At 65.7% G+C, this 26136-nt stretch carries 26 protein-coding genes and 2 tRNA genes; 12 read left to right on the top strand and 16 right to left on the bottom strand.

Going from position 1 to position 26136, the window contains the following annotated elements; genetic code table 11:
• Position 1 precedes the first annotated feature (1 nt).
• Genes ACI3KU_RS00425 through pknB form a run of 5 tightly spaced genes read left to right on the top strand, consistent with a single transcriptional unit; the run spans position 2 to position 7597 of the window.
• Entirely contained in the window at positions 2 to 1237 is a 1236-nt protein-coding gene (locus ACI3KU_RS00425) for a Stp1/IreP family PP2C-type Ser/Thr phosphatase (RefSeq protein WP_404920309.1), read from the top strand.
• Entirely contained in the window at positions 1237 to 2652 is a 1416-nt protein-coding gene (locus ACI3KU_RS00430) for an FtsW/RodA/SpoVE family cell cycle protein (protein ID WP_404920310.1), read from the top strand. Before ACI3KU_RS00425 ends, ACI3KU_RS00430 begins: the two co-directional genes overlap by 1 nt.
• A complete protein-coding gene (locus tag ACI3KU_RS00435; RefSeq protein WP_404920311.1) occupies positions 2649 to 4106 on the top strand; it encodes a peptidoglycan D,D-transpeptidase FtsI family protein in 1458 nt (485 codons plus the stop codon). Before ACI3KU_RS00430 ends, ACI3KU_RS00435 begins: the two co-directional genes overlap by 4 nt.
• Complete coding sequence (locus ACI3KU_RS00440) at positions 4103 to 5896, top strand: serine/threonine protein kinase (protein WP_404920312.1); 1794 nt, start codon at positions 4103 to 4105, stop codon at positions 5894 to 5896. Before ACI3KU_RS00435 ends, ACI3KU_RS00440 begins: the two co-directional genes overlap by 4 nt.
• 33 nt (positions 5897 to 5929) lie before the next feature.
• Positions 5930 to 7597 (top strand): Stk1 family PASTA domain-containing Ser/Thr kinase, encoded by a 1668-nt coding sequence (pknB, locus tag ACI3KU_RS00445; protein WP_404920313.1) that lies wholly within the window; start codon positions 5930 to 5932, stop codon positions 7595 to 7597.
• 25 nt (positions 7598 to 7622) lie between these two features.
• Here the strand turns inward: pknB and ACI3KU_RS00450 are convergent, their stop codons facing one another.
• The 6 genes from ACI3KU_RS00450 to ACI3KU_RS00475 all read right to left on the bottom strand — a co-directional run bounded on the left by ACI3KU_RS00450 (position 7623) and on the right by ACI3KU_RS00475 (position 11099).
• Positions 7623 to 8267, bottom strand: a complete 645-nt coding sequence (locus ACI3KU_RS00450; RefSeq protein WP_404920314.1) for an anthranilate synthase component II — start codon at positions 8265 to 8267, stop codon at positions 7623 to 7625.
• A complete protein-coding gene (locus ACI3KU_RS00455; RefSeq protein ID WP_404920315.1) occupies positions 8245 to 8409 on the bottom strand; it encodes a hypothetical protein in 165 nt (54 codons plus the stop codon). The genes ACI3KU_RS00450 and ACI3KU_RS00455 overlap by 23 nt, the downstream gene beginning before the upstream one ends.
• Positions 8409 to 9191, bottom strand: a complete 783-nt coding sequence (locus tag ACI3KU_RS00460) for a class E sortase (protein WP_404920316.1) — start codon at positions 9189 to 9191, stop codon at positions 8409 to 8411. The genes ACI3KU_RS00455 and ACI3KU_RS00460 overlap by 1 nt, the downstream gene beginning before the upstream one ends.
• A gap of 48 nt (positions 9192 to 9239) precedes the next feature.
• Positions 9240 to 9473, bottom strand: coding sequence for a cell division protein CrgA (locus ACI3KU_RS00465; protein WP_404920317.1), 234 nt, complete (start codon positions 9471 to 9473; stop codon positions 9240 to 9242).
• A gap of 160 nt (positions 9474 to 9633) precedes the next feature.
• Complete coding sequence (locus ACI3KU_RS00470) at positions 9634 to 10536, bottom strand: rhomboid family intramembrane serine protease (protein ID WP_404920318.1); 903 nt, start codon at positions 10534 to 10536, stop codon at positions 9634 to 9636.
• A gap of 5 nt (positions 10537 to 10541) precedes the next feature.
• A complete protein-coding gene (locus ACI3KU_RS00475; protein ID WP_404920319.1) occupies positions 10542 to 11099 on the bottom strand; it encodes a peptidylprolyl isomerase in 558 nt (185 codons plus the stop codon).
• A 114-nt stretch (positions 11100 to 11213) separates the two neighbouring features.
• On the opposite strand from ACI3KU_RS00475, the gene ACI3KU_RS00480 reads away from it, so the two are divergent.
• On the top strand, positions 11214 to 11738 hold the full coding sequence (locus ACI3KU_RS00480) for a DNA helicase (RefSeq protein ID WP_404920320.1): 525 nt from the start codon (positions 11214 to 11216) through the stop codon (positions 11736 to 11738).
• A complete protein-coding gene (locus ACI3KU_RS00485) occupies positions 11735 to 12217 on the top strand; it encodes an aminoacyl-tRNA deacylase (protein ID WP_404920321.1) in 483 nt (160 codons plus the stop codon). Before ACI3KU_RS00480 ends, ACI3KU_RS00485 begins: the two co-directional genes overlap by 4 nt.
• 21 nt (positions 12218 to 12238) lie before the next feature.
• Here ACI3KU_RS00485 and ACI3KU_RS00490 read toward each other — a convergent pair whose 3' ends face one another.
• The 3 genes from ACI3KU_RS00490 to ACI3KU_RS00500 form a co-directional block, all read right to left on the bottom strand.
• Entirely contained in the window at positions 12239 to 12562 is a 324-nt protein-coding gene (locus tag ACI3KU_RS00490; RefSeq protein ID WP_404920322.1) for a hypothetical protein, read from the bottom strand.
• Positions 12563 to 12686: 124 nt separating this feature from the next.
• Positions 12687 to 12759, bottom strand: a tRNA-Ala gene (locus ACI3KU_RS00495).
• A gap of 12 nt (positions 12760 to 12771) precedes the next feature.
• Positions 12772 to 12845, bottom strand: a tRNA-Ile gene (locus ACI3KU_RS00500).
• 119 nt (positions 12846 to 12964) lie between these two features.
• On the opposite strand from ACI3KU_RS00500, the gene ACI3KU_RS00505 reads away from it, so the two are divergent.
• The gene (locus tag ACI3KU_RS00505) at positions 12965 to 13684 is read left to right on the top strand and encodes a VIT family protein (RefSeq protein WP_404920323.1); all 720 of its coding nucleotides are present in this window, start codon (positions 12965 to 12967) and stop codon (positions 13682 to 13684) included.
• Between the two features lie 52 nt (positions 13685 to 13736).
• Here ACI3KU_RS00505 and ACI3KU_RS00510 read toward each other — a convergent pair whose 3' ends face one another.
• From ACI3KU_RS00510 to dnaA, 7 genes are all read right to left on the bottom strand, one after another.
• Complete coding sequence (locus ACI3KU_RS00510) at positions 13737 to 14138, bottom strand: DUF3566 domain-containing protein (RefSeq protein ID WP_404920324.1); 402 nt, start codon at positions 14136 to 14138, stop codon at positions 13737 to 13739.
• Complete coding sequence (gyrA, locus tag ACI3KU_RS00515) at positions 14135 to 16675, bottom strand: DNA gyrase subunit A (protein WP_404920325.1); 2541 nt, start codon at positions 16673 to 16675, stop codon at positions 14135 to 14137. The genes ACI3KU_RS00510 and gyrA overlap by 4 nt, the downstream gene beginning before the upstream one ends.
• Before the next feature lie 58 nt (positions 16676 to 16733).
• A complete protein-coding gene (gene gyrB / locus ACI3KU_RS00520) occupies positions 16734 to 18785 on the bottom strand; it encodes a DNA topoisomerase (ATP-hydrolyzing) subunit B (protein ID WP_404920326.1) in 2052 nt (683 codons plus the stop codon).
• Between the two features lie 119 nt (positions 18786 to 18904).
• A complete protein-coding gene (locus ACI3KU_RS00525; protein WP_404920327.1) occupies positions 18905 to 19387 on the bottom strand; it encodes a DUF721 domain-containing protein in 483 nt (160 codons plus the stop codon).
• Complete coding sequence (gene recF, locus ACI3KU_RS00530; protein WP_404920328.1) at positions 19380 to 20555, bottom strand: DNA replication/repair protein RecF; 1176 nt, start codon at positions 20553 to 20555, stop codon at positions 19380 to 19382. The genes ACI3KU_RS00525 and recF overlap by 8 nt, the downstream gene beginning before the upstream one ends.
• A gap of 84 nt (positions 20556 to 20639) precedes the next feature.
• Complete coding sequence (gene dnaN / locus ACI3KU_RS00535) at positions 20640 to 21782, bottom strand: DNA polymerase III subunit beta (RefSeq protein ID WP_404920329.1); 1143 nt, start codon at positions 21780 to 21782, stop codon at positions 20640 to 20642.
• A gap of 650 nt (positions 21783 to 22432) precedes the next feature.
• Positions 22433 to 23836 carry a chromosomal replication initiator protein DnaA gene (dnaA, locus tag ACI3KU_RS00540; RefSeq protein WP_404920330.1) on the bottom strand — a complete coding sequence of 468 codons (1404 nt, stop codon included), beginning with the start codon at positions 23834 to 23836 and terminating at the stop codon, positions 22433 to 22435.
• Positions 23837 to 24153: 317 nt separating this feature from the next.
• On the opposite strand from dnaA, the gene rpmH reads away from it, so the two are divergent.
• From rpmH to yidC, 4 genes are read left to right on the top strand one after another with little or no spacing between them, the layout of a single operon-like run.
• Positions 24154 to 24291 carry a 50S ribosomal protein L34 gene (rpmH, locus tag ACI3KU_RS00545; protein WP_156242570.1) on the top strand — a complete coding sequence of 46 codons (138 nt, stop codon included), beginning with the start codon at positions 24154 to 24156 and terminating at the stop codon, positions 24289 to 24291.
• Positions 24292 to 24299: 8 nt separating this feature from the next.
• Positions 24300 to 24635: a ribonuclease P protein component gene (rnpA, locus tag ACI3KU_RS00550; RefSeq protein WP_404920331.1), complete on the top strand. Its 336-nt coding sequence runs from the start codon at positions 24300 to 24302 to the stop codon at positions 24633 to 24635.
• Positions 24632 to 24994 (top strand): membrane protein insertion efficiency factor YidD, encoded by a 363-nt coding sequence (yidD, locus tag ACI3KU_RS00555; protein ID WP_404920332.1) that lies wholly within the window; start codon positions 24632 to 24634, stop codon positions 24992 to 24994. Before rnpA ends, yidD begins: the two co-directional genes overlap by 4 nt.
• On the top strand, positions 24991 to 26133 hold the full coding sequence (gene yidC / locus ACI3KU_RS00560) for a membrane protein insertase YidC (protein ID WP_404920333.1): 1143 nt from the start codon (positions 24991 to 24993) through the stop codon (positions 26131 to 26133). The genes yidD and yidC overlap by 4 nt, the downstream gene beginning before the upstream one ends.
• The last annotated feature ends 3 nt before the right edge of the window (positions 26134 to 26136 follow it).

The raw sequence follows: 26136 nt of genomic DNA on the forward strand, positions 1-26136 counted from the left end.
GATGGTCTTCCAGGGCTCCGCCGTCGCGATCTCCCACACCGGGAAGGTCCGATCGAACAACCAGGACTCCGGCTACGCCGGGTCCAACCTGTTCGTCGTCGCCGACGGGATGGGCGGTCACGCCGGCGGCGACGTGGCCTCAGCCCTGGCCATCAGCAGGCTCCAGGCTCTCGACGTCGCCCACCCCAGCACCCGCGACGCCGAGAACGACCTGCGCGACGCCATCACCGAGGCGGCCGGCGACCTCATCGACATGACACGCCGACGCCCGGAGCTCACCGGTATGGGCACCACGGTCGACGCGATCCTGATGGTCGACGACAACGCCGTGATCGCCCACATCGGCGACTCACGCATCTATCTGTACCGCGAGGGTGTCCTCACCCAGATCACCACCGATCACACCTTCGTGCAGCGACTCGTGGACTCCGGTCGGATCACGCCCGAAGAGGCGCGATATCACCCGCGCCGTTCGGTCCTCATGCGCGTTCTCGGCGATCAGGATCCGCACCCCGAGATCGATACGTTCATCATGCAGACGCAGGAAGGCGATCGCTGGCTGCTCTGCTCCGACGGCCTCTCCGGTGTGGTCGACGAACTCCACATGCAGAAGGTGCTGGATCACGGCTACGCTCCAGGTCGCACCGCGGACCTCCTGCTCAAGCAGGCCCTCGATGGCGGTGCCCCCGACAACGTCACCATCGTCATCGCCGATGTCGGTGGTCAGCACCCGGCGTTCGCGACCGCCGCCACCGTCGTCGGCTCAGCGGCGAACCCCGTCGGCATCGAGATCCCCGCGGCACGCACGGCCCGTCCCGGCTGGCTGCACACCGCACGCCAGGCCGCCAACGAGCCGACGCACTTCGAACCCGCCGCCGAGTTCCTCGAAGAGCTCATCGAAGAGGACCGCCGCCGCGCCAAACGCCGTCGCGTCGCCTGGTTCGCCGGCCTGGTGGTCGTGCTGATCGCCATCGCGGGTGCGCTGTTCGTCGCCTATGAGTGGACGCAGACGCGCTACTACGTGGGTGCCGACGACGACTCCGTCGTCATCTACCAGGGCATCCAACAGGGGATCGGTCCGATCGCGCTGTCCCATTCATACGAGGACAGCAACATCCTGCTCGCCGAGCTCACCGAGTTCCAGCGCGCCAACGTCGAGAAGACGATCAGCGCACGCTCCCTCTCCGACGCGCAGGCAATCGTGGAACGCCTGCGCAAGGACGCGGGGGTGAACTGATGTCCGACGCCCTCACGCGAGACGCTCCCGCATCCGGCGACACCGCCGTCATCAAGGCGCTGCGCAAGATCCGCATGCCGAAGAAGCAGCGCAACCGCGAACTGGCGCTCGTGTTGTTCGCACTGCTGATCAGCGCCGCCGCCGTCTACATCGTGCAGATGGCCACCAGCGGCACCCTCGACGCAGGATACTTCGGTCTGCTCGGTGCCAGCGCCCTGCTCGTGATCGTGCTGCACGTGGTGCTGCGCTGGCGCGCGCCCAACGCCGATCCGTTCGTTGTCCCCATCGCCACGCTGCTCACCGGTATCGGCATCGCGGAGATCTACCGCATCGATCTGCACTGGTTGAGCACCGGCGACATGAGCCCGGGCTGGGAGCAGAACTCGATCAAGCAGATCGTGTGGCTGATCATCTCGCTCGTCGCCACGCTCGCCGTCATCCTGCTGCTGCGCAACTATCGACTGCTGTACCGGTACACGTACCTGTTCGGCCTCGCCGGCATCCTGCTGCTCCTGCTGCCCTTCGTGCCCGGTCTCGCCGCCGACGGCAACGCCCAGGTCTGGGTGTCCATCGCCGGCGTCTTCTCCTTCCAGCCCGGCGAGATCGCCAAGATCTGCCTGGCCATCTTCTTCGCCGGCTATCTGGTACGCACCCGCGAAAGCCTCGTCTCCGTGGGGCACCGCTTCCTCGGAGTGACCTGGCCGCGAGCGCGAGAACTCGGTCCGCTGCTGGTGCTGTGGTTCATCTCGATGGGCATCATCGTGATCCAGCGCGATCTCGGCACCGGCCTCCTCATGTTCGGGATGTTCGTGGCGATGCTCTACGTTGCCACCGGCAAGACCAGCTGGGTCGTGATCGGTCTGCTGCTCGCCGGCGGCGGAGCCTTCCTCGCCTCCCGCGTTCTCCCCTACGTCGGACACCGCTTCAACAACTGGCTGAACGCGTTCGATCAGGGGGTCATCGACCAGGAGAGCGGCAGTTTCCAGCTGGTGCAGGGCATCTTCGGACTGGGTCAGGGCGGCCTGGTGGGCACGGGTCTCGGTCAGGGACGCCCGTACCTCACCCCGCTCGCCCAGAGCGACTACATCATCCCGAGCCTCGGTGAAGAACTGGGCCTCGTCGGTCTGTTCGCCCTGCTGTGCCTGTACATGGTGTTCATCAGCCGCGGTCTGCGCATCGGTCTCACCGGTCAGGACGACTTCGGCAAACTGCTGGCCACGGGACTCGCGTTCACGCTGGCGCTGCAGGTGTTCATCATGGTCGGCGGCGTGACGCGCGTCATCCCGCTCACCGGCCTCACCACGCCGTTCCTGGCGTCGGGTGGGTCCTCGCTCGTTGCCAACTGGATCATCGTGGGCCTGCTGCTGCGCGTCTCCGATGCGGTTCGCAGCCAACCCCGGGTGGTGATCGGATGACCAAGGAAGTGCGCCGGCTGGCGATCCTCATCCTCGCGATGTTCCTCACCCTGTTCTGCTCGGTGACCGTGATTCAGGGCGTGCAGAGCGATTCGCTCGCGGAGAACCCGAACAACAAGCGAGCCCAGTACGACAGCTACGAAGTGCAACGCGGGTCGATCATCGCCAGCGGTTCGGTGATCGCGTCCTCGGTTCCCACGAGCGATCTGTACTCCTTCCAGCGCGTCTACACGGACGCGGCGATGTGGGCGTCGGTGACGGGCTACTACAATCCGGCACTGGGCTCGTGGACCGGGATCGAGGCCGCGATGAACAGCGAGCTCTCCGGCCGCGCGGGCTCGCAGTTCTGGGAGCGTCTTGACCAGCTCATCTCGGGCCAGGCACCGCACGGATCCAGCGTGGCGCTCTCCCTGGACCCGGTGGTGCAGAAGGCCGCCTTCGACGCGCTAGGAGACCAGCAGGGCGCCGTCGTGGCCATCGAGCCCAAGACTGGGCGCATCTTGGCGATGGTGAGCTCGCCGACCTTCGACACCAACAGCCTCGCCACGCACGACACCGATGCGGCCAACGCTGCCTACGACGCGCTGACCGCCGACGACGCGGAGCCGCTGGTCAACCGCGCGATCGGCGGCGACATGAACCCTCCGGGATCCACGTTCAAGCTCGTGGTGGCGGCCACCGCGCTGGCTTCCGGCAAGTACACGTCGTCGTCCACCCTGCCCAACCCCGCAAGCTTCACTCTCCCACAGACCAATCACCCGGTCATGAACGCGAGTGGCGGCACCTGCGGGCCGGGCGAGACGGTCACGATCGCCGATGCCCTGCGACTCAGCTGCAACGTGCCGATGGCGGAGCTGGCCATCGAGCTGGGCGACGACGCCATTCGTGAGATGGCGGAGTCGTTCGGCTTCAACCACTCGTTCGAACTCCCGCTGGAGGCACCCGCCTCGGTGTTCCCGCAGAGCCTCGACGTGCCCCAGACCGGTATGGCCGGATTCGGCCAGAGCGACCTGCGCGCCACCCCGCTGCAGATGGCTCTCGTCGCAGCGGGAATCGCCAACAACGGCGTCGTCATGACCCCCACGATGGTGGACGGGATCGTGGCACCGGACCTTAGTGTGCATAATGCAACTGAGCCCCAGCAGCTGTCCCAGCCCGTCACCTCGAAAGTGGCCGATGCGCTGAAGAGCATGATGGTCGCCGATGTCAGTGATGGCGTCGCGGGCGGTGCAAGAATAGACGGAGTCGACGTGGGCGGTAAGACCGGTACCGCCCAGAACGGTCCCGACGATCCCTACACCCTCTGGTTCACGGGCTTCGCTCCGGCGGAGAACCCCGAAGTGGCCGTTGCTGTCGTCGTAGAAAACGGCGGCGGGCAGGGGCAGTCAGGATCGGGAGATGCCATCGCAGCTCCCATCGCAAAGCAGGTCATGGAGGCGGTGCTGAACAAATGAGGCCGACACAGGGCGTCACCTTCGGTGGACGGTATGAACTGGTGTCCCGCATCGCCATCGGCGGCATGGGCGAGGTCTGGGAAGCGACCGATCACGTCATCGGACGAACCGTCGCGATCAAGATCCTCAAGGACGAGTACATGGGGGACCCCGGGTTCCTCGAGCGCTTCCGCGCGGAGGCACGTCACGCCGCTCTCGTCAATCACGAGGGCATCGCGAGCGTCTTCGACTACGGCGAGGAGAACGGCTCCGCCTTCCTCGTGATGGAGCTCGTCCCGGGCGAGGCTCTCTCATCGATCCTGGAACGCGATGGCGCGCTCAGCAGCGACAAGACTCTCGACTTCGTGGCACAGACGGCCGCCGCCCTGCAAGCCGCCCACGCCGCCGGCCTCGTGCACCGCGATATCAAGCCGGGCAATCTGCTGATCACGCCCGACGGTCGCGTCAAGATCACCGACTTCGGCATCGCGCGTATCGCCGACCAGGTGCCGCTGACGGCCACCGGTCAGGTGATGGGCACCGTGCAGTACCTGTCTCCCGAGCAGGCATCCGGCCACGCCGCATCACCCGCCACCGACACCTACTCGCTCGGCATCGTGGCGTACGAGTGCCTGGCGGGCAAGCGCCCGTTCACCGGCGAGTCGCAGGTCGCGATCGCCATGGCGCAGATCAACGACACCCCGCCGCCGCTGCCCGCCACCGTGGCGCAGCCGGTTCAGAACCTCGTGATGGCGATGATCGCCAAGAAGCCGGAGGAGCGTCCGGCATCTTCCGCGGCCGTCGCGCGCGCTGCCACGGCGCTGCGCCGCGGCGACATGGCAGCCGCGGCTCAGGCCGTCCCCGCTATCGCCACCGGAATGGGGGCGCTGGCTGGCGCGGAAGACGACGCGACGCAGCTGCTGTTCGGCGACACCGTCGCGGCGACCCGCATGCTGGACGCCACCGAGCAGCAACCCGCCGCCACCAGGCCCAAGGGCAAGCGGAGCCCATGGACGTGGCCGCTGATCGCGCTCATCGCGCTGCTTCTCATCGTGCTGGCCGGGACGCTCTTCGCACTGCTGAACCCGAGCAGCACCGGCGCGGACAAGGCCACCACATCGGCCCCGCCGAGCTCGGCCGCGCCATCCAAGACGCCCACGCCGGCACCGACGCCCACGCAGAAGCTGGTGGCGCTCGGAGACCTCAGCATCCTGGATCAGCCGTGCGACGCCGCCAAGGCGACGCTGGAGCAGCACGGCCTGGTCGGCGAGTGCATCGACGGAACCACCCCGGCTCCCAACGCGTCGCTTGTGGGCGCGGTGGCCTCGATGGCCCCGGCCGGCGGGAACGTGGAAGAGGGCTCCACCGTGACGCTCACGCTGTACGCGGCACAGTCCGACCTCACGGCCCCCGCCGCTGCCACGTTCGCGGTCAATGGCAACCCCGTGCAGGAGGCCGAAGCAGGCTCCACCGTCGAGCTCACCTGGCCCGCATACCAGGCCTGCCCGGCGGATGAGGCTCTCGCGGCCTACACGATCACGCTCACGAATGCGTCGTTCGAAGACGACGGATCCACCACCAAGCAGGTCTCGGCCCCCGAGCGTCTGCTCGTGGTGATCGGCGACATGGCACCGCAGGCCGCCGTCGCCAGCTACACCGTGACCTGTGGCGAGCGCACGAGCCCGGCAGCCGAGGTGAAGGTGCTGATCACCCCGGTTCCCGAACCCACGTCGACGCCGACTCCGACCCCGACCGGCACCACCGGCACCGGCACCGGTGGCGGGTCGGGTAACGACGGCGGCAACCAGTAAGCTTGTCCCACACAGATATGGGGGGCGTAGTCCGTGTCGGAACCGTCACGTGTCCTGTCGGGACGATACCGCGTCGATGACGTCATCGGCACCGGTGGCATGGCCACCGTGTACGGCGGATACGACCTCAAACTCGGACGCACCGTCGCCGTCAAGATCCTGAACAAGGATCTGGCCCGCGACAGCACGTTCCGCACGCGCTTCCGCATGGAGGCCCAGGCGGCGTCACGCATGGCGAACCAGTCCATCGTCCGTGTGTTCGACGCGGGCGAGGACACGGAGAACGGCACAGCCGTCCCCTACATCGTGATGGAGCTGGTGACGGGTCGCACCCTGAAGCAGCACGCCGCCGAGGGACGACTCACCACGTCGGACGCGCTGCGCTATGTGGATGGCATCCTCGAAGCGCTGGAGTACTCCCACCGCGCCGGCGTCATCCACCGCGACATCAAGCCCGGCAACGTGATGATCACCGAGGACGGCCGCGTCAAGGTGATGGACTTCGGCATCGCGCGCGCCGTGTCCGATTCCTCCTCCACGGTCGCTGAGACCACGTCCATCATCGGAACTGCCGCCTACTTCTCCCCCGAGCAAGCGAAGGGCGAGCCGGTCGACGCTCGTACCGACCTGTACTCCACCGGCATCGTCTTGTACGAACTGCTCACGGGTCGTCAGCCCTTCCGCGGCGACTCGCCCGTGGCTGTCGCGTATCAGCACGTCAGCGAAACTCCGGTGGCACCCTCCGAGGTGGATCCGGCCGTGCCCCGTGCGCTCGACGAGGTCGTGCTGCGCGCGCTGGCGAAGGATCCGTACAGCCGGTACCCCGATGCGGCGACCTTCCGCGCCGCGCTGGCCGGTGCCGCTGACGGGCGGACGCCGTCGAAGCGTCACCTGGAGAACCTCACCAACGAGCTCTACGGCGCCAACCCGCGCGCCGCCGCCGAGACCGCGCGATCGCTGCGTCAGCTCTCCACCGACACCACGATGACGCGGACCCAGCAGGGGCCGCCCGTGGCATGGATCTGGGCGGGCGTCGCGGTCGTCGCCGTGCTCGTCGTGTCCGTCGTGTTCTGGGCCGTCAGCTTCGGCAAGCCTTCTCCCACGGCGACGCCCACCGGCCTGCTGGTGCCGAACGTAGTGACGATGGAGTTCGAGCAGGCCACGCAGGAGCTCACCGAGAACGGTCTGCGGTTCAAGAAGACCGAAGAGGCCAGCGAGGATGTCGCAGCCGGCTACGTGATACGGACGGATCCCGCACCAGGAACTCCCGTCGAGCCGGCGTCATCAGTCACCCTCGTGGTGTCCACCGGTGCCGCCACGGTCGAAGTTCCCGCACTGGTGGACCAGACATCTGCTGGACCAGCGCTTCAGGCAGCCGGCCTGCAACTGGGCGCGGTGAACGCTCAGAACGACCCCTCGCGGGCGAAGGGCACCGTCATCTCCTCCGAGCCTGCGGCCGGCGAGAAGGTGGCGCCGGGAACCACCGTGCGGCTGTTGGTGGCCTCCGGCAAGGTGGCGGTCGTCAACTACACGGGATGGTCGCTGGAGGCTGCCCAGGCGAAGCTCGAGGGCCCGGACTTCGAGCTCACCGTGAACGCGACACCGGATCCGTCGTGCACGGGGGGGACCGTCCATTCGCAGGTGCAGATCGGCGATGTCGACATCCACTCCACGGTCGATCTGACGTACTGCGCCGGCTGACGACGCTGCCGCCGTTCGCGGTTGGTCACCGGTGCGGTGTCAGGGATCCCGCCCGCGCCACGGCCGCCGCATCCCCGGTCAGCGCGAGCCAGTTCGCCAGCATGAGGTAGCCGTCGGTGGTGAGGATGCTCTCCGGGTGAAACTGCACGCCGTGAATCGGTGCGGAGCGGTGAGCGATCCCCATGACGACATCGCCCGCACGTGCGGTGACGCGCAGCTGGGGCGGGAGTGAGCTCTCATCGACGGTCAGCGAGTGATACCTGCCGACCGCGACATCCGAGCGCACCCCTCGGAACACCCCCGTGCCGTCGTGAGCGACCGTCGAGACCCGCCCGTGCATCGGCTCGGGCGCGGAGCTCACCGTTCCTCCCAGCGCGACGGCGATGGCCTGATGACCGAGGCACACACCGAGGAGCGGCGTATCCGTCGACAGCGCCGCCTGCACCACCTCCACCGAGGCACCGGCATCCTCGGGACGACCGGGGCCCGGAGAGATCATCACGCCGTCATAGCCGCGAATGCCGGCGACAACGGAGGTGAGGTCGTCGGCCTCGACGAAATCCACGCGCGCGCCCAGTTCTTCGAGATAGCCCACCAGGGTGTGGACGAATGAGTCGTGGTTGTCGACGACGAGGATGCGCGGGGCGCTATTGCGTGATGGTGTTGGCATCCGCGGGCGGGAAGTACGTCGCGCTCACCCAGGGGAACGCGTACCAGAACAGGCCATAGAGGATCGCTGCCACCACGACGAGCACGATGAAGAGCTTCACGAACCAGGGGCCGGGAAGAACACGCCACAGAGCGCCGTACATCAGCTTTCCTTCGCGAGATAGAGCGACGCCGGCTGTTTGCCGTCTTCCACGCGTGGGGTGAAGGCCTCGAACACCGCGTAGCCGATGAGGCGCTCCGAGAAGCCGTAGCGCGGGCTGCAGGTGGTCATGGTCAGGTAGCGTCCGGTGGCCTCGACCGAGGTGTTCTGCGGGGTGGGGTCCAGGACGTCCACGGAATCGGGGGTCACGTAGACCATGTTGCGGTAGCGGTAGGTGTACCAGCCGTCTCGAGTCTCGACGACGACCGCATCGCCCACCTCCATCTCCGGCAGGTTCATGAACGGGGCACCGTGGCTACCTCGGTGACCGGCAACGGGGAAGTTGCCGACGTCGCCGGGCATGGCGGTGTCGTTGTAGTGGCCGACCATGCCGCGATCGAGGCTCTCCCATGTCGCCGTACCCTCGGCGATTTCGACCTGCTGACTCAGACGAGGGATGTGCAGGGTGGCGAAGACCTCACCACTGCCGGGCTCCTCAATGGGGGGCGGGTCAGCAACCAGCGTGTTGTACTTCTGCGAAGGGTCAGAGGTGGGCAGAGGCTTGTCGCCGTGCTGCGCTTCCTCGGCCCAGGTCTGGCTGGTGCTCTGCGCCTGCTGGTTGGCAGCGGCACCGAGGATCAGGTCACCGACCCACATCTGCCATACGACGAACAGCAGCACGAGCACACCGCCCGTGATGAGCAGTTCGCCGAGGACGCCGGTGACTGTGACGCGGCCGCGTTTGCGGGCGCGCGCAGTTTTGCGCGTGGGAAGCTCGGTGGTCACAGCGCGAGCCTAGTCAGACACTCTGGGAAGAATCCACACGTGGTGGAATCAACGCCACCGCATCGTCATCAGGAATCCGATGAGCGCGATTCCGAAGCCGATAGCGAGGTTCCAGCCGTAGATACCCGGAATGGGGAACTGCTGGTCGCTCAGGTAGAACACGAGGATCCACGCGAGACCGATCAGCAGAAAGCCGACCATGACCGGCTTGAACCACACCGGATTCGGGGTCGCGTCGGGGTGTACGTTCTCGCGCTCTTCCGGCGTTCCTCGTCGTGCCATGTCGACATCCTATCGAGCGTTGCCGGATCTGACGATTTGGGCCGCCATGTCGACGAAATCACACGGATGTGATTTTCATCCCCAGGCTGTGGATAACTCTGTGGACAACGTGTGTAGAAGCCCGGGCGAGCCGTGGACAACCCGATCGAGGTCGGGCGTGTCAGCTCGCGCTGAGCGGATGCAGCACCGGGATGAGGAACGCGGAGGCGCACAGCACGACCACGAGAGCGGCCAACAAGCCGATCTGCAATCCGCGCTGCGATCGCTGTCGCGTGGCCGCGTAGATCGCCCCCACCGCCAGTCCGCCGATCAACCCGCCGAGGTGTGCCTGCCAGGCGACGTTGAAGCCAGGAATGAAGCCGATCAGCAGGTTGATGCCTACGATGACGAGAATCTGCGTGATGTCACCGCCGAGGCGTCGGGTGATCACGATCAGGGCGCCGAACGTGCCGAAGATCGCGCCCGAGGCGCCGACGACGGCCGTTCCCGGTGCGATGAGCGCCATGACGATGGATCCCGCCAGCCCGGAGATCAGGTAGAGCGCGAGGAAGCGCGAACGCCCGAGCAGCGGCTCCAGAATCCGGCCCATCATCCACAGCGACAGCATGTTGAAGAACAGGTGCAGGAAGCTGCCGTGCACCAGCGCCACGGTGAGTGCTCGCCACGGTTGCATGCGCGATCCGAGCTCGGGGGAGATGTAGTAGCCGACGAACGTCAACGCGTTGCCCACCGCATCTCCGATCGGCCCCGGAATCATCTGGACCAGGGAGATGACGATCGTCACCGCCATGATCACGTAGGTCACATTCGGGGCGCGGGAGGCGGAGGCGGTGACAACCGCTCCGCTCCCGCGACCCCATCGACGTTCCGCCTTCTTCTGCGCCGCGGTTCGCTGAGCTGCCTGCTGCTTCATGCACTCCGGGCAGATGACGCCGACGGCGCCCTGCGTCTGGCACTCAGGGCAGATCGTGCGCATGCACTTCTGGCACAGCACGAAGCTCATCCGATCCGGATGGCGGTAGCAGAAGTTGTCCCTGTTGCGGGTGACCTCGGCGGACGTCACGTGTGTCAGACCGCTGCGATGTCGATCGAGGAGATCACGACGGGCTCGACCGGACGGTCGCCGGCACCCGTGCGCACAGCACCGATCTCGTCGACGACCTTGCGCGACGCGTCGTCGGCGACCTCACCGAAGATGGTGTGCTTGCCCGTGAGCCACGGGGTGGGGTCGGTGGTGATGAAGAACTGCGAGCCGTTGGTGCCCTCGAGCTCGCCTGTGATCGCGTTGCGACGCAGGCCGGCGTTGGCCATGGCCAGCAGGTAAGGCTTGCCGAAGTCCAGCTCGGGGTGGATCTCATCGTTGAAGTTGTAGCCGGGACCGCCCACGCCCTGACCGAGGGGGTCGCCACCCTGGATCATGAAGTTGGGGATGATGCGGTGGAAGATGACGTCCGTGTAGAGGGGACCCTCGCCCGGCTTGCCGGTGGCGGGGTCGGTCCACTCACCGGTGCCGTCAGCAAGGCCGATGAAGTTCTTGACGGTGACGGGTGCATGGTCACCGAACAGGTTGACCACGATGTCGCCGTGGTTGGTGTGGATGGTTGCGACTGCGGAGTGAAGAGCCATGTGCCGATTCTCGCAGAGTTGGCCGTGAGACCGGTCGAAAGCCTCGTCAAGGGGGTCGATTCCCGGGCCTGGTCTGGCAAGATGGGGACGTTCGTTCTGATAGGGAGGGGTCACATGAACCTCAGCCGCAAGCGCAAGAAGGAGCTCCGCAAGCTCCAGGACACGGCCAACCAGCTGTGGGCCCACCAGCAGGACCTCGCAGGCGATGCCGCCGAACTCGCCCGTGAGGCCAGTCGCCAGCTCGGAAACTTCGGCCGTGAGCAGGTCGTTCCCACCGTGCAGCACGCGTACGAGTCGCGTGTTGGCCCGGTTGTGGATCGCAGTGTGAAGGCCAGTCGCGAATTCGTCGACCACCGCGTCGTCCCCGTCGTGGGTGGGGCCATCGGCACCGCCCTGTCCGCCTGGGACGCGGCGAACAACACCCGCCACCGCATCAACACCACCGGTGTGCAGCGTGCGTTCGCTCGTGCTGTCGAGCCGGTTGCACCTGCCAAGAAGGGCGTCGGGGCTGGTGGCGTGATCGCCATCATCCTGGGAGCAGCGGCCGCCATCGGCGTGCTGTACGCCGCCTGGCAGACCCTGCGTGCCGACGATGAGCTCTGGGTCGCCGATGACCCGCTGTCTGCGCCCGACGCGTGACACAACCCACTGATCGAGTCATCGAGGCCGCGCGTCTGCGCGGCCTCGATGTCGATGTTCGCGAGCGTCCGCAAGCAGGATCGCTGGAGGAAGCGGCCGCACTTCTCGGTCTCCAGCCGGCGGACATCATCAAGACCCTCGTGGTCAAGCGAGCCGACGACACGTACCTGTTCGCGCTGATCCCCGGCGACAAGGCCATCTCGTGGCCGAAGCTGCGCGCCGTGGTGGGAGTGAACAAGCTCAAGCTCCCCTCGCCCGAGCTCGCCCTCGCCGCCACCGGCTATGAGCGCGGCACAATCGTCCCCATCGGCAGCAGCACCGACTGGCCGATCTACGCCGACGAGTCGATCGTCGGACGCCGCATCGCCATGGGTGCCGGAGCACACGGCCACAGCCTCTTCGTGGACGCTGACGCGCTCATCGCCGCGTACGGAGCGACGGTGGCAGACATCTCGCAGCCGATCACCGAGATCCGCTGACCCGCGCGCTCAGTCGACGCGCTAGGCCGATGCGCCCATCCACACCAGCATCATCCCCACGAACATGAGGGCGTAGAGCCCGCTGACCGCCGTTCCCACACCGCCGAGCACAATGCCCACGATGGCCACCGCACGATCCCGGCGCGGCCGCGTGCGACGAAACGCCTTGATCCCCAGCACCAACGACACGATCGAAACGACGAGCGACGGAAAGATCAAGAAGACCTGCGGCTCGCCGACCTCGTCCTGTGTGAACCACCATGCGAACCCCGCGAGCCCGCCCACGACCGATACCCAGGCATACACCCGCGCCCGTGGTGCTCCGGGTACTCCTGCTTCACTCACGTTCTCCCCCTGGGCACGAGCATAAGCCCGCTGGCCTCAGGTGTGCACCGTGGTGATCTCCGATCACCCGACAGAATGACAGATGCCTGGTCAGACTGTTTCTGACCAGGCATCTGTGTGACTGTGGAGCCTAGGAGATTCGAACTCCTGACATCTTGCTTGCAAAGCAAGCGCTCTACCAACTGAGCTAAGGCCCCGAGATGAGGGAGTGGGGGTACCAGGACTTGAACCTGGGACCTCTTCATTATCAGTGAAGCGCTCTAACCGCCTGAGCTATACCCCCGAGCTTGCGCTCGGCAACCCTACGAGTTTAGCCCACAGATCGATGCAACGCGAAATCGGTCGAGTTTGCACGGCCGTTTCCCGTTGCCCGGGCGTGGCGCGGTGCGGTTCACTGAGGATATGAGCGCCCCCATGCCCCATCCCGGAGAAGCCCACGACGCCCGCCTCAGCCAGCGATTGAACTGGCTGCGCGCAGGCGTTCTCGGCGCCAATGACGGCATCGTGTCGGTCGCCACCCTCGTTGTCGGCGTCGCCGGCGCCACCGCCGACGTGGGGGCGCTGGTCACGGCCGGCGTCGCCGGGCTCGTCGGCGGGGCGATCTCCATGGCACTCGGCGAGTATGTGTCGGTCAGCAGCCAACGCGACAGCGAGCGTGCACTCATCGCGAAGGAGCGACGCGAGCTCGCGACAATGCCGGAGGAGGAGTTCGCGGAGCTGGTCCAGCTCTATCGAGACCGCGGGCTCACCGACCAGACGGCGCACCAAGTGGCGACGGAGCTGACCGCGCACGACGCTCTCGCCGCGCACCTCGAGGTGGAGTTGCACATCGATCAAGACGACCTCGTCAATCCCTGGCATGCGGCGCTGTCGTCCGCTCTCGCCTTCACGATCGGTGCGCTGCTGCCGCTGCTCGCGATCCTGCTGGCGCCCATCGAGTGGCGAATCCCGGTGACATTCGCCGTGGTCCTGCTGGCCCTCGCGACGACGGGAACCATCGCCGCGCGCATCGGCGGCAGCGCACCCGGGCGCTCGGTGCTGCGACTGGTGTTCGGTGGTGCGCTGGCTCTGCTCGCCACGTGGCTCATCGGCACCCTGCTGGGCACGACGGGGCTGTTCTGACAACGCCGAAGCGCCCCTTCCCGCGGCGGCGGGAAGGGGCGCTTCGTTCGTGTCAGTTGGAGGTGAAGCCGACCAGGAGGCCGCCGGTCACCTTGACCGCGAGGTTGTAGACAGCGGCGGCGATGGCGCCGAGCACTGTCACCACGATCAGGTTGATGATCGCGACCACCGCACCGAAGGCCATCACCTGCGGCAGGCCCAGGTAGCTCTTCAGCACGAACGACGGGCTCAGGCTCGCAATCAGCGAGGAGACCGTGTCCACCACACCGGTGGTGGAGACCACCGTGTAGATCAGGAAGAACATCACGACAGTCACGACCGCGACCGCGACGGCCGCCAGGAACGAGAGCTTCACCGCAGACCAGAAGTCGATGTAGACCAGCCGCAGGCGCACCTGCTTCGTGCTGGACTTGTTGCTCGACTTCTTGGCGAGCTTGTCAGCTACCGTGCTCATTCAGCACCCTCTCCGGACGTCTCGGACGACTCGGTGTTCGATTCGTCTTCTTCATCGCCGAGACCCCGCTCGCTGTTGCGAGCGATGGCGAGAATCCGATCGTCCTTGCCCAGCCGGGCGAAGACCACACCCATGGTGTCACGGCCCTTCGCCGGGACCTCGGCCACGGCAGAGCGTACCACCTTGCCACTGGCAAGAACCACGAGAACCTCGTCGTCCTCGGCGACGATCAGGCCGCCCGCAAGTTCTCCACGGTCATCGTTCAGCTTGGCCACCTTGATGCCCAAACCGTTGCGTCCCTGGACCCGATATTCGCTCACAGCGGTCCGCTTCGCGTAGCCACCCTCGGTGACCACGAACACGAAGCTCTCCGATGCCACGACCGAGGCGGACAGGAGGCTGTCGTCCCCACGGAACTTCATGCCGCCGACGCCCTCTGTGGTGCGGCCCATCGGACGCAGCGTGTCGTCGTCCGCCGTGAAGCGGACCGACATGCCGTGGCGCGAGATCAGCAGGATGTCGTCATCGCCGTTCACCGCGAGCGCCGAGACGACCTCATCGTCCTCACGCAGACGGATGGCGATGACACCGGCCTGACGGTTGGTGTCGTAGTCGCTGAGCGCCGTCTTCTTGATGCGGCCCTGACGCGTGGCGAGCACCAGGTACTCGGCCGACGTGTAGTCGCGCAGGTCGAGGATCTGACGGATCTGCTCGTCCGGCTGCATGGCGAGGAGGTTCGCGATGTGCGAGCCCTTCGCGTCACGACCGGCCTCCGGGATCTCGTACGCCTTGGTGCGGTACACCCGGCCCTTGTCGGTGAAGATCAGCAGCCAGTGGTGCGTGGTCGTGACGAAGAAGTGCTCCACCACGTCGTCGGCACGCAGCTGTGCACCCTTCACGCCCTTGCCGCCGCGGTGCTGCTGGCGGTAGTTGTCGCTGCGCGTCCGCTTGATGTATCCGCCGCGGGTGACGGTGATGACCATCTCCTCCTCGGGGATCAGATCCTCGACGCTCATGTCGCCGTCATAGCCGTGCAGGATGTGCGTGCGACGCTCATCGCCGAACTTGTCGACGATCGCGGTGAGCTCCTCCGACACGATTGTTCGCTGACGCGCGTCTGAGGCGAGGATGTCCTTATAGTCCGCGATCTTCGCACGCAGCTCGTTGGCCTCGTCGATTATCTTCTGGCGCTCGAGCGCCGCGAGACGACGCAGCTGCAGCTGCAGAATGGCGTCAGCCTGGAGATCATCGATGTCCAGCAGCGCCTGCAGACCCTCATTCGCCTCGGCGGTGGTCGACGAACGACGAATCAGGGCGATGACCTCGTCCAGAGCGTCGAGCGCTTTGAGGAGGCCATCGAGGATGTGCATGCGCTTCTCAGCCTGCGCCAGACGGTATGCGGTGCGGCGACGGATGACATCCATCTGGTGCGCCACCCACAGCGTGACGAAGCCATCCAGCGGCAGCGTACGAGGAACGCCGTCGACGATCGCCAGCATGTTGGCGCCGAAGTTCTCCTGCAGCGACGTGTGCTTGTAGAGATTGTTGAGCACGACCTTCGCCACGGCATCGCGCTTGAGCACGATCACGAGGCGCTGACCGGTGCGGTCCGAGGTCTCGTCGCGGATGTCCGCGATGCCGGTGATCTTGCCTTCGCGGGCCAGGTCGCCGACCTTCACCGCGAGGTTGTCGGGGTTCACCTGGTACGGCAGCTCGGTGATCACGAGGCAGGTGCGACCCTGGATCTCCTCGATGTTGACCACGGCACGCATCGTGATGGAACCGCGACCGGTGCGGTACGCCTCCTTGATGCCCTTGGTACCGAGAATCTGCGCACCGGTCGGGAAATCCGGACCGGGGATGCGCTCCATGAGCGCGTCCAGCGTCTCCTCGCGCGTAGCTTCGGGGTTGGCGAGCACCCACTGCGCACCAGCCGCGACCTCGCGGAGGTTGTGTGGCGGGATGTTCGTGGCCATACCCACGGCGATGCCGACGGAGCCGTTGACCAGCAGGTTCGGGAACCGGGCCGGAAGGACCGTGGGCTCCTGGGTCTCACCGTCGTAGTTCTCGGTGAAGTCGACGGTGTCTTCTTCGATGTCTCGGACCATCTCCAGCGCGAGCGGCGCCATCTTGGTCTCGGTGTACCGCGGAGCGGCCGCACCCATGTTGCCGGGCGAGCCGAAGTTGCCCTGACCCAGCGCGAGCGGGTAGCGCAGCGACCACGGCTGGACGAGACGGACCAGAGCGTCGTAGATGGCCGAGTCACCGTGCGGGTGGTACTGACCCATCACCTCGCCGACGACGCGGGCGCACTTGGAGAACTTCTTGTCCGGACGGTAGCCGCCGTCATACATCGCGTAGATCACGCGACGGTGCACCGGCTTCAGGCCGTCACGGACGTCCGGCAGCGCGCGACCGATGATGACCGCCATCGCGTAGTCCAGGTAGCTGCGCTGCATCTCCAGCTGCAGGTCGACCTGGTCGATCTTGCCGTGGTCGTGCCCGTCGACGATGTTCTCGCCGTTCTCGTCCGTCATGTTCGTTCTCTTCGTTCGTCAGTTCTGCGTCGTGGGCAGGGCGTCGTGGGCTTCCGGATCAGATGTCCAGGAAGCGGACGTCCTTGGCGTTTCGCTGGATGAAGTCTCGGCGGGACTCGACGTCCTCGCCCATCAGCACCGAGAAGATCTCGTCGGCGGCGGCGGCGTCCTCGATGGTCACCTGTCGCAACGTGCGCGTGGAGTGGTTCATGGTGGTTTCCCACAGCTCGCTCGGGTTCATCTCGCCGAGACCCTTGTACCGCTGGATGCCGGCGTCCTTCGGGAGCTTCCGACCGTCGGCGTATCCCGCGGCCGTACGAGCGTCGCGCTCCTCATCGCTGAACACGTACTCGTGCTCGCCCTGGGTCCACTTCAGGCGGTACAGCGGCGGCATCGCAAGGTACACGAAGCCCGCCTCGATGAGTCCGCGCATGAAGCGGAACAGCATGGTCAGCAGCAGCGTGGTGATGTGCTGACCGTCGACGTCGGCATCGGCCATCAGTACGATCTTGTGGTACCGCGCCTTGTCGATGTTGAAGTCCTCGCCGATGCCCGTGCCGAAGGCCTGGATCATCGCCTGGACCTCGCGGTTCGCGAGCGCCTTGTCGAGACGCGCGCGCTCGACGTTGAGGATCTTTCCGCGCAGCGAGAGGATGGCCTGCGTGTGCGGGTCGCGACCCTGCACCGCGGACCCACCAGCGGAGTCACCCTCCACCAGGAAGATCTCGGAGATCGACGGATCCTTGCTGGTGCAGTCCTTGAGCTTGTCGGGCATTGCGGCCGACTCGAACACGCTCTTGCGGCGCGCGGTCTCGCGAGCGCGACGCGCCGCCATGCGCGCGGACGCCGCATCGATCGCCTTGCGGATCACGTTCTTCGCCTGCGCCGGATTGCGCTCGAACCAGTCGCCCAGCTCATCGCCGACAACCTTCTGAACGAACGCCTTCGCCTCGGTGTTGCCGAGCTTGGTCTTGGTCTGTCCCTCGAACTGCGGCTCGGAGAGCTTCACGGAGATGACGGCGGTGAGGCCCTCGCGGATGTCCTCACCCGTGAGGTTGTCGTCCTTCTCCTTGAGGAGGTTGTTGGCGCGCGCGTAGCGGTTCACCAGCGTGGTCAGCGCGGCACGGAAGCCCTCCTCGTGCGTTCCACCCTCGTGCGTGTTGATGGTGTTGGCGTAGGTGAAGACGTTCTCCGTATATGACGTGGTCCACTGCATGGCCACCTCGAGGGAGATCTTCCGCTCGTTGCTCTCCGACTCGAAGTCGATGATCTCGTCGTTGACGGCATCCGCCTTGCGGACGCGGTTGAGGTATTCGACGTAGTCGGTCAGGCCGCGCTCGTAGTGGAAGACATCGGTGGGCTGGACCATCTCGCGCTTGCCCTCGCCGAGGTCCTTCTCGTAGGCGCTGGCATCGCGCTCGTCGCGCAGCGCGATGCGCAGCCCCTTGTTCAGGAAGGCCATCTGCTGGAAGCGGGTGCGCAGCGTGTCGTAGTCGAAATCCGTGGTCTCGGTGAAGATCGTCGGGTCCGGCCAGAACGTGATGTGCGTTCCGGTGTCCTCGGTCTCCTCGCCCTTCTCCAGCGGACCTTCGGGCACACCGCCGTTGCTGAAGGTCTGTCGCCACGCGTACCCCTGGCGGCGCACCTCCACCTCGAAGCGCGTGGACAGCGCGTTCACCACGGACGAGCCGACGCCGTGCAGACCGCCGGAGACCGCGTACCCGCCGCCACCGAACTTTCCACCGGCGTGCAGGATGGTGAGGACCACCTCGACAGTGGACTTCGTGGGATCGGACGCGTGCGGATCCACCGGGATACCCCGACCGTTGTCGATCACACGGATGCCACCATCCGCGAAGATCGTCACATCGATGTTGTCGGCGAAGCCGGCGAGCGCCTCGTCCACCGAGTTGTCGACGATCTCGTACACCAGGTGGTGCAGACCGCGCGGCCCCGTGGATCCGATGTACATACCCGGGCGCTTGCGGACGGCTTCCAAACCCTCCAGGATCTGGATCGCATCGGCTCCGTAGTCGCCGGTGGGGGTTGCGCTCGTCCCCTGTGCGTCGGTCGTTCTCTCCGGCTGGTTTTCAGGGGTGTCAGACGTCATCGCTCAGGTTGCTCCAGATCTTCCAAAGGCAACCTCCATGCTATCAAGAAAGCAGCTCGGAAGTGCCCTGAACGCGCCTGTGCGCTCTCAGAATCGTCACGCAGGGGATCGTACGTGGGTCAGCCGTAGGTATCGCGCGGGCCGCGCCCTGGAGCCGTTCTGGGGCCCCAATTCCATGAGGGGACGTCCGGCCCGAGAAAGCGGATGCTCTGCACGCCCGCCTCCGGGTGCTGCAACTGGATCTGCGTGAGGATGTGCGAACGCATCAGTTGGAGCTGCTTGGTCCAGGCTGTGGTGTCGCAGCGCACGGTGAGGACCCCGTTCACGTAGGAGACGGCCTCGGTGTGTGCTGCGGTGTCGGGACCGGCCACGTCCGGCCACTGCAGCAGCAGATCCTCCTGCGCCAGCTGCGGGTTCCACCCCGCCTGCTTGGTGAGCGCGGCCAGCGCGTCGCCCAGCCCCTGCGGGTCACGACCGGGCATGAACGGCGCGTTCGCATCCGTCGGATCGATCAGCGTACGGCGCTTGCGTCGTTGGGGAGCCTTCAACCCGCGCAGTCGCAGATAGGTAGCCAGCGTTTCTGGGACCTCGTTGTCACTCATCGGCGTCGTCCCGCGTCGCTTCATCGATCCCGACGATCGTGCCGTGCTGCACCCGCACTGTACGGGCCCGCAGCCCGGTCGGCACATCCTCTTCCACCGCGGAGGTGATGATGACCTGCTCATAGTCCGCCACGAGATCAGCCAATCGGCGACGACGATCCGCGTCGAGTTCGGCGAACACATCATCCAGGATCAGCACCGGGTCGCCCACGCCGGTCTCCTCGCGCAGAAGCTGCGCCGAGGCCAAGCGGAGCGCAAGAGCGACCGACCACGATTCACCGTGCGATGCGTATCCCTTGACCGGCAGTCCGCGCACCTGGAGGAGAAGGTCATCGCGGTGGGGGCCCACGAGAGTGAGACCGCGATCCAGCTCGGCAGATCGTTTCGCGGCGAGCGCGGCACGGAAGAGGTCGGCTGTGCTGCCGTCCGTCGCTGTCTCGTCAGAGAGCTCGTCATCCTCCGGCTGCGCACCGGTGATCGAGAGCGCCCACCCCAGACCGGGATGGTGGTTCTCACCCGCAATGGCCGTATAGGCATCGGCCAGCGGAGCCGCCAGTTCCTGGGCCAGGGCCGCCCGCGCGTCGATGAGCTGGGATCCGAGCGCCACGAGCTTCTCGTCCCAGACCTCCAACGTGGACAGACCCTCCCCGCGGACTCCGCGCGCGCGGGCGGACTTCAGCAGGGCGTTGCGCTGGCGGACGACGCGCTCATAGTCGGCGATGATCGACGCCATCCGCGGGCGACGCTGGATGAGGAGCTGATCCGTGAAGCGCCGACGTGACGATGGCTCACCGCGGACGATCTGCAGGTCCTCCGGCGCGAAGAGCACCACGTGTGCGTAACGCGGCAGCTCGGCGGGCTTGACGGGCGATCCGTTGATGCGCGCGCGGTTGGTTCCTTGCTTGTTCAACTGCAGTTCGAGCTGAACCCGACGTTCACCGTGGGCGAGACGGGCACGCACGAAGGCGGCGTCCGTGCCGTTTCGCACCATGGGAGCGTCGGCGGAGACGCGGTGCGAGCCGAGCGTCGCCAGATACGCGATCGATTCGGCGAGATTCGTCTTGCCCTGCCCGTTGCGACCGACGAACACGTTCGAACCGGGCGCCAACGGGACATCCGCGTGCTCATAGTTGCGGAAGTCAGTGAGGCTGAGATGCTCCACGAACATGCGTCAACGGTCTCCGAGCGCCATCGCAGAACGGCGTGAGCGGGTCACGCCGTTCTGAGCGAGCCGGCGCGTCAGCATCGCGACTCAGCGCAGCAGCAGGTTCGGCTGCAGCAGGTACTTGAAGTTGTCGCCGCCGGCACCCTCCACCGACGTCTGCGCGGTGATGAGCACCGGGCTCAGCTTGTTCGCGTTGTCGCTGGAGGTGAACGTGATGCGCGTGAACTCGCTGCGCACCGCGGACAGGGCGTCCTGCAGGTACTGCGGGTTGAGGCCCAGCGTGACATCGTCGCCGCCGGTGAGCGTGGCGTCGACCATCTCAGACGCCCGAGCCTGCTCGTTGCCCGAGGCGTCCATGGTGACCCCGTCGGCGGTGAACGTGAAGCGCAGCGGCGCGGAGCGATCCAGGACGAGCGCCACGCGACGCACAGCTTCCATCAGATCGGCGGTGTTGACGACCGCGTAGTGCTCGGTCTGCTCCGGGAACAGACGACGCACGGGCGGGAAGTTGCCCTTGATGAGCAGCGACGTGACGGTCTTGTTGCCGGCGGTGAAGGCGATGATCTCCCGATCGGACGAACCGGAGAAGGCAACCGAGATGGTGTCACCGTGTGAGAACGTCTTGCCGACCTCCTGCAGGGTGCGCGCCGGCACCAGAGCGCTGGTGTCGGCGGCCTGTCCGTCCCAGGCGATGTCGCGGACGGCCACACGGTACCGGTCGGTGGCGACCAGGCTGAGCTGTGTGCCACTGACCTCGAGCAGCACACCGGTCAGGACCGGGGTGACATCGTCTCGGGATGCAGCGAAACCGACCTGCGCGATGGCGGTGGCGAAGTCCTCCGCCGGAACGAGACCGGACTCACCAGTGACCTCGGGGATCGCCGGGTACTCGGCGACGGGCATCGCCGCCAGCGTGAACCGAGCCGAACCACAGGTGAGCACGATGGTTCCGTCATCCTCGACCGCGATCTGGATCGGGGCATTCGGGAGTCGGCTGGCGATGTCGGAGAGCAGACGACCGTGCACAAGGATCGTGCCGGGCTCGTCAACAGTGGCGTCGATCGTGGTGCGTGCGGAAGCCTCGTAGTCGAACGCCGACAGAGACAGACCCGACTCGGTGGCCTCGATCAATACGCCCGCCAGGATCGGCTGGGGGTTGCGCTGCGGCAGCAGCTTCACCACGAACGACACAGCTTCGCTGAAGACATCACGATTGACGTGGAACTTCACGACTGCTCCCTCTGCTCATCCCGGTTCCCGGGTTTCCCATGGTAGTGCCCGTGCCTCCGGAGTCCATGACCGAAGACGCCGCAACGCCTCTGGGACCCCCACCATCCCCAAGGTGATCGAACGGGGATTCATTGAGAGAGATCTGGTTAACAGTGTTAACGCCTGTGGAGACTGTGGATAACTCAGTGCTTCCTAGTCGAGACAAGGGATTGCGACTCAAGGCACCTGTTGAGAGCGGTGGAAAGCCCCGGGAAATCAACGATCGACGGGAACGGGTTAACTCGGGAGTTCTCCACAGGCCGCTCGAAATCGCTCACAATCACCCACCGTATCGCTTGAGTTGTCCACAGGTTATCCACAGGGCGATTCTGTGGCGTGTCGCACGTGCGCCAGGGCGCGACGAGGTGTCGATCTGCCGCGTTTTTCCGCGTCCCACCACGGTTTCGGGGATCGTGAAGGAGAGTGCGTGAGGCGGTCGCATGTACCCGCTGTGGCAACGTGGTGAACCGGCAGTGCTGTGGATGAACCTGTTAACCCTCGGGTTAACTCGGCCCGGTTAACTCCGCACGCCCAGCCGAGAGCAAGCGACCTGCTGGGCGTGCCTCGTCAGCGTCTCGCCTGCGCTCGCTCAGGACTCGGGGTCCGGCGCGTCAGCGACGACCGAGCTGCGTGGTGATCTCGCTCACCTGGTTGAAGATCGAGCGACGTTCCTTCATCAGGTCGCTGATCTTCTTGTACGCGTACATGACGGTGGTGTGGTCGCGGCCGCCGAAGAGCTGACCGATCTTGGGCAGCGACAGGCTCGTTCGCTCCCGGCACAGATACATCGCGATCTGCCGTGCCGTGGCGACCGCCTGCGACCGGCTCGAGCCGTAGAGGTCGTCGACGCTCAGTTTGAAGTACGCCGCCGTCGCGTTGATGATGTCGGTCGGCGAGATCACGTTGGTCTCGGTCTGATCGATGATGTCGCGCAGCACCGTCTGGGCCAGCGTGATGTCGAGGCTCGATCGGTTGAGGCTCGCGAACGCCGAGACCCGGATCAAGGCGCCCTCGAGCTCACGGATGTTCGAGGAGACCACCGTGGCGATGTACTCGAGCACTTCGTCGGGGATCTGCAGGCGCTCGCTCTGTGCCTTCTTCCGGAGGATCGCGATACGCGTCTCCAGGTCGGGAGCCTGCACATCGGTGATCAGACCCCACTCGAACCGGCTGCGCATGCGGTCTTCGAACCCGGTGAGCAGCTTCGGTGCGACATCGGAAGTGATGACCACCTGCTTGTCGTGGTCGTGCAGGGTGTTGAACGTGTGGAAGAACGCCTCCTGCGTCTCCGCGCGTCCCTGCAGAAACTGGATGTCGTCGATCAGCAGGATGTCGACATCGCGGTATCGCGCCTGGAAGGCGGCACCGCGGTTGTTGGCGATCGAGTTGATGAAGTCGTTCGTGAACTCCTCGCTGGACACGTATCGCACCCGCACCCCGGCGTACATGCTGATCGCGTAGTCGCCGATGGCGTGGAGGAGGTGGGTCTTGCCGAGTCCGGAGTCGCCGTAGATGAACAGCGGGTTGTAAGCCTTGGCCGGCGCCTCCGCGACGGCGACCGCCGCGGCGTGGGCGAAGCGGTTGGACTGGCCGATGACGAAGTTGTCGAAGGTGTACTTCGGGTTCAGTCGGGTATCGCTGCGCGAGGTGAAAGAGGGCACCGCGGCCTGCGAGGGCGCCGGTGTGGACGGTGACTCGATGACGGGTGCGATCTCATCGGGAGCCGCCGCAAGCGGCAGGTTCTCCAGCTCCGGGTTGACCACCACGCGGAACGTGCTGGCGGGCGGCTGGGCATCCACGGTGGCGAGTGCCTCCAGGATGGAGGCGCGGATGCGCTTGATCTGCACGGCCGTGAGGTCGTTGGGAACATCCAGGTAGAGGGTCCCGCCCATGATCCCTTGGGCAACGGCGAGATTCAGGAACCCGCGTAGCTGGGGAGTGACCCGCTCGTCCGTCTCCAGGTGTGCAAGCACCGCCCGCCAGACGGGTACATCTGGAATCTCCTGCTGCGTCATGTTCGTCCCCCTGAATTGGTCGGATCTCGGCACGGCTGCCGGTCACGTCGGGGTGGACCTGTGGATAACTCGTGCTGGAGACACGCTAAACGAGTGGCCCGGAGAGAGCAAACTTCCTTGTGGGAACTCGGTGCGCGTCGCTGTGATCGACTGGGCATCACCTGGGGATAATTGTCTGTTCCGCCCGCTGGTTTGCACGGAAGCACCCACTCGACGTAGCCTAGATCGGTTGACTTGTGCCTGTTAAGGCATGAGCCTTTGTCCGCACGTCTCCGGTCGCAGTGATCCCGGGTGACAGCACTTCCGGAGTTAACACTATGAGCAAGCGCACTTTCCAGCCGAACAACCGTCGTCGCGCCAAGAAGCACGGCTTCCGTGCCCGCATGCGCACCCGCGCCGGCCGTGCCATCCTGGCGGCACGTCGCGGCAAGGGCCGCGTCGAGCTCTCGGCGTAACACCCTCGGTGCTCGCGCGTCCGCATCGTCTCACCCGCGGCGCCGACTACAAGTCGGTCGTCCGTCGGGGAGGTCGATGCGCGGGCCCATCGACCGTGACCTACGTGATTCACTCCGGTGAGGATCGTCCGGCACGCTTCGGGTTCATCGTGAGCAAGCAGGTGGGTGGTGCCGTGGTGCGCAATACTGTGCGCCGTCGGTTGAAGGCCATTTGCGCGGAGGCTCTGCCCTCCGTGCGATCGGGCGCGGATGTTGTCATCCGCGCCCTTCCGTCGTCTGCCGGCACCGGTTTTCCGGAGCTGCGTGATGAGGTCGTCCGCTGCCTCGACAAGCGCGCATCATGAGCGTCCTTCCCGGCGCTTACACCGGCACGGCTCGCTTCACGGGTCGTGACTTCTTCCGCTCGATCCCGTTGTGGCCTCGCGACGCGACCCTCGCGTTCCTGTTCGCCTACCGCAAGGTGATCTCGCCGCTGTACGGCGAGGTGTGCAAGTACTACCCGTCCTGCTCGGCCTACGGCGTGGGCGCCGTCCAGCAGCACGGTGCTGTGAAGGGCATGGTCCTCGCCGTGTGGCGGATCCTTCGCTGCAACCCCTGGTCTTTGGGTGGCGTCGACGATGTCCGCCCGCACAAGCACTTCCACTACGGACTCACCTCGCGTGGGTTCGTCGTTCCCTCCCCCGCAGAAAGGACCGCTTCGTGACGAATCTCCTGTTCGCCGCGGCGAGCGCCACGCCGAGCCCCTCTTCTTCCGCTGATGCGGGTGGTGGGTTCGACCTCATCAGCATCGTTCTCTGGCCGCTGAAGTGGGTCGTCGAGCTCATCCTGGTCGCCTGGCACTGGCTGTTCTCCACCGTGGGAATGAACCCGGCCGGCGGTCTGACCTGGGTGCTCTCCATCGTCGGTCTGGTGATCGTGGTGCGTGCTGCCCTCGTCCCACTGATGGTGAAGCAGATCAAGTCTCAACGGCGCATGATGGAAATCGCGCCTGAGATGAAGAAGATCCAGGACAAGTACCGGGGCAAGCGCGACCAGCTTTCTCGGGAGGCGATGAGTCGCGAGACCATGGCGCTGTACAAGAAGCACGGCACCAGCCCGATCTCCGGGTGTCTGCCGATCCTCGTGCAGATGCCGATCTTCTTCTCCCTGTTCTCGGTGCTGCGCGATGTGAAGGCTCACGCCGACGCCGGCAAGGGCGGTGTGTTCTGGCTCTCGCCTGAGCTCACCCAGAAGTTCAATGACGCGAAGCTCTTCGATGTCGCCTCCCTGCATGACTCTCTGGTCGACGCGTGGACCAAGCACACCGAGGGCTGGCAGGTCACCGTCACGATCCTCGTGATCCTGGTGGTCCTGATGATCGCGTCGCAGTTCATCACGCAGCTGCAGATCATCTCGAAGAACCTCTCCCCCGAGGCCAAGACCGGCCAGGCCTACCAGATGCAGCGCATCATGCTCTTCATCCTGCCGTTCGCCTTCGTCTTCTCGGGTGTCTTCTTCCCGCTCGGTGTCGTCATCTACTGGTTCGTGTCGAACCTGTGGACCATGGCTCAGCAGTTCATCGTGATCCGCAACCTTCCCACTCCGAACTCGGAGGCGTGGAAGGAGCGTGTGGCGCGTCTGGAGCGCAAGGGCAAGACGCTCGACCCGAAGGGCAACATCATCTCGATTGCCGACCACGAGGCTGAGCAGCAGCGCCTGTACGAAGAGGCAGAGCGTCTGAAGGCTCAGCAGCCGAAGCGTCAGCAGCCGATGGGCAAGAACCGTGCCAAGAAGCAGGCGCAGAAGCAGCCGGGTACCTCACCGGAGACCCGATCCACAGATTCCGACGATTCGTCGAAGTAGGAG

It is taken from the genome of Microbacterium sp. ZW T5_56 (assembly GCF_044987425.1).
In the GTDB taxonomy this organism is placed as follows: Bacteria; Actinomycetota; Actinomycetes; order Actinomycetales; family Microbacteriaceae; genus Microbacterium.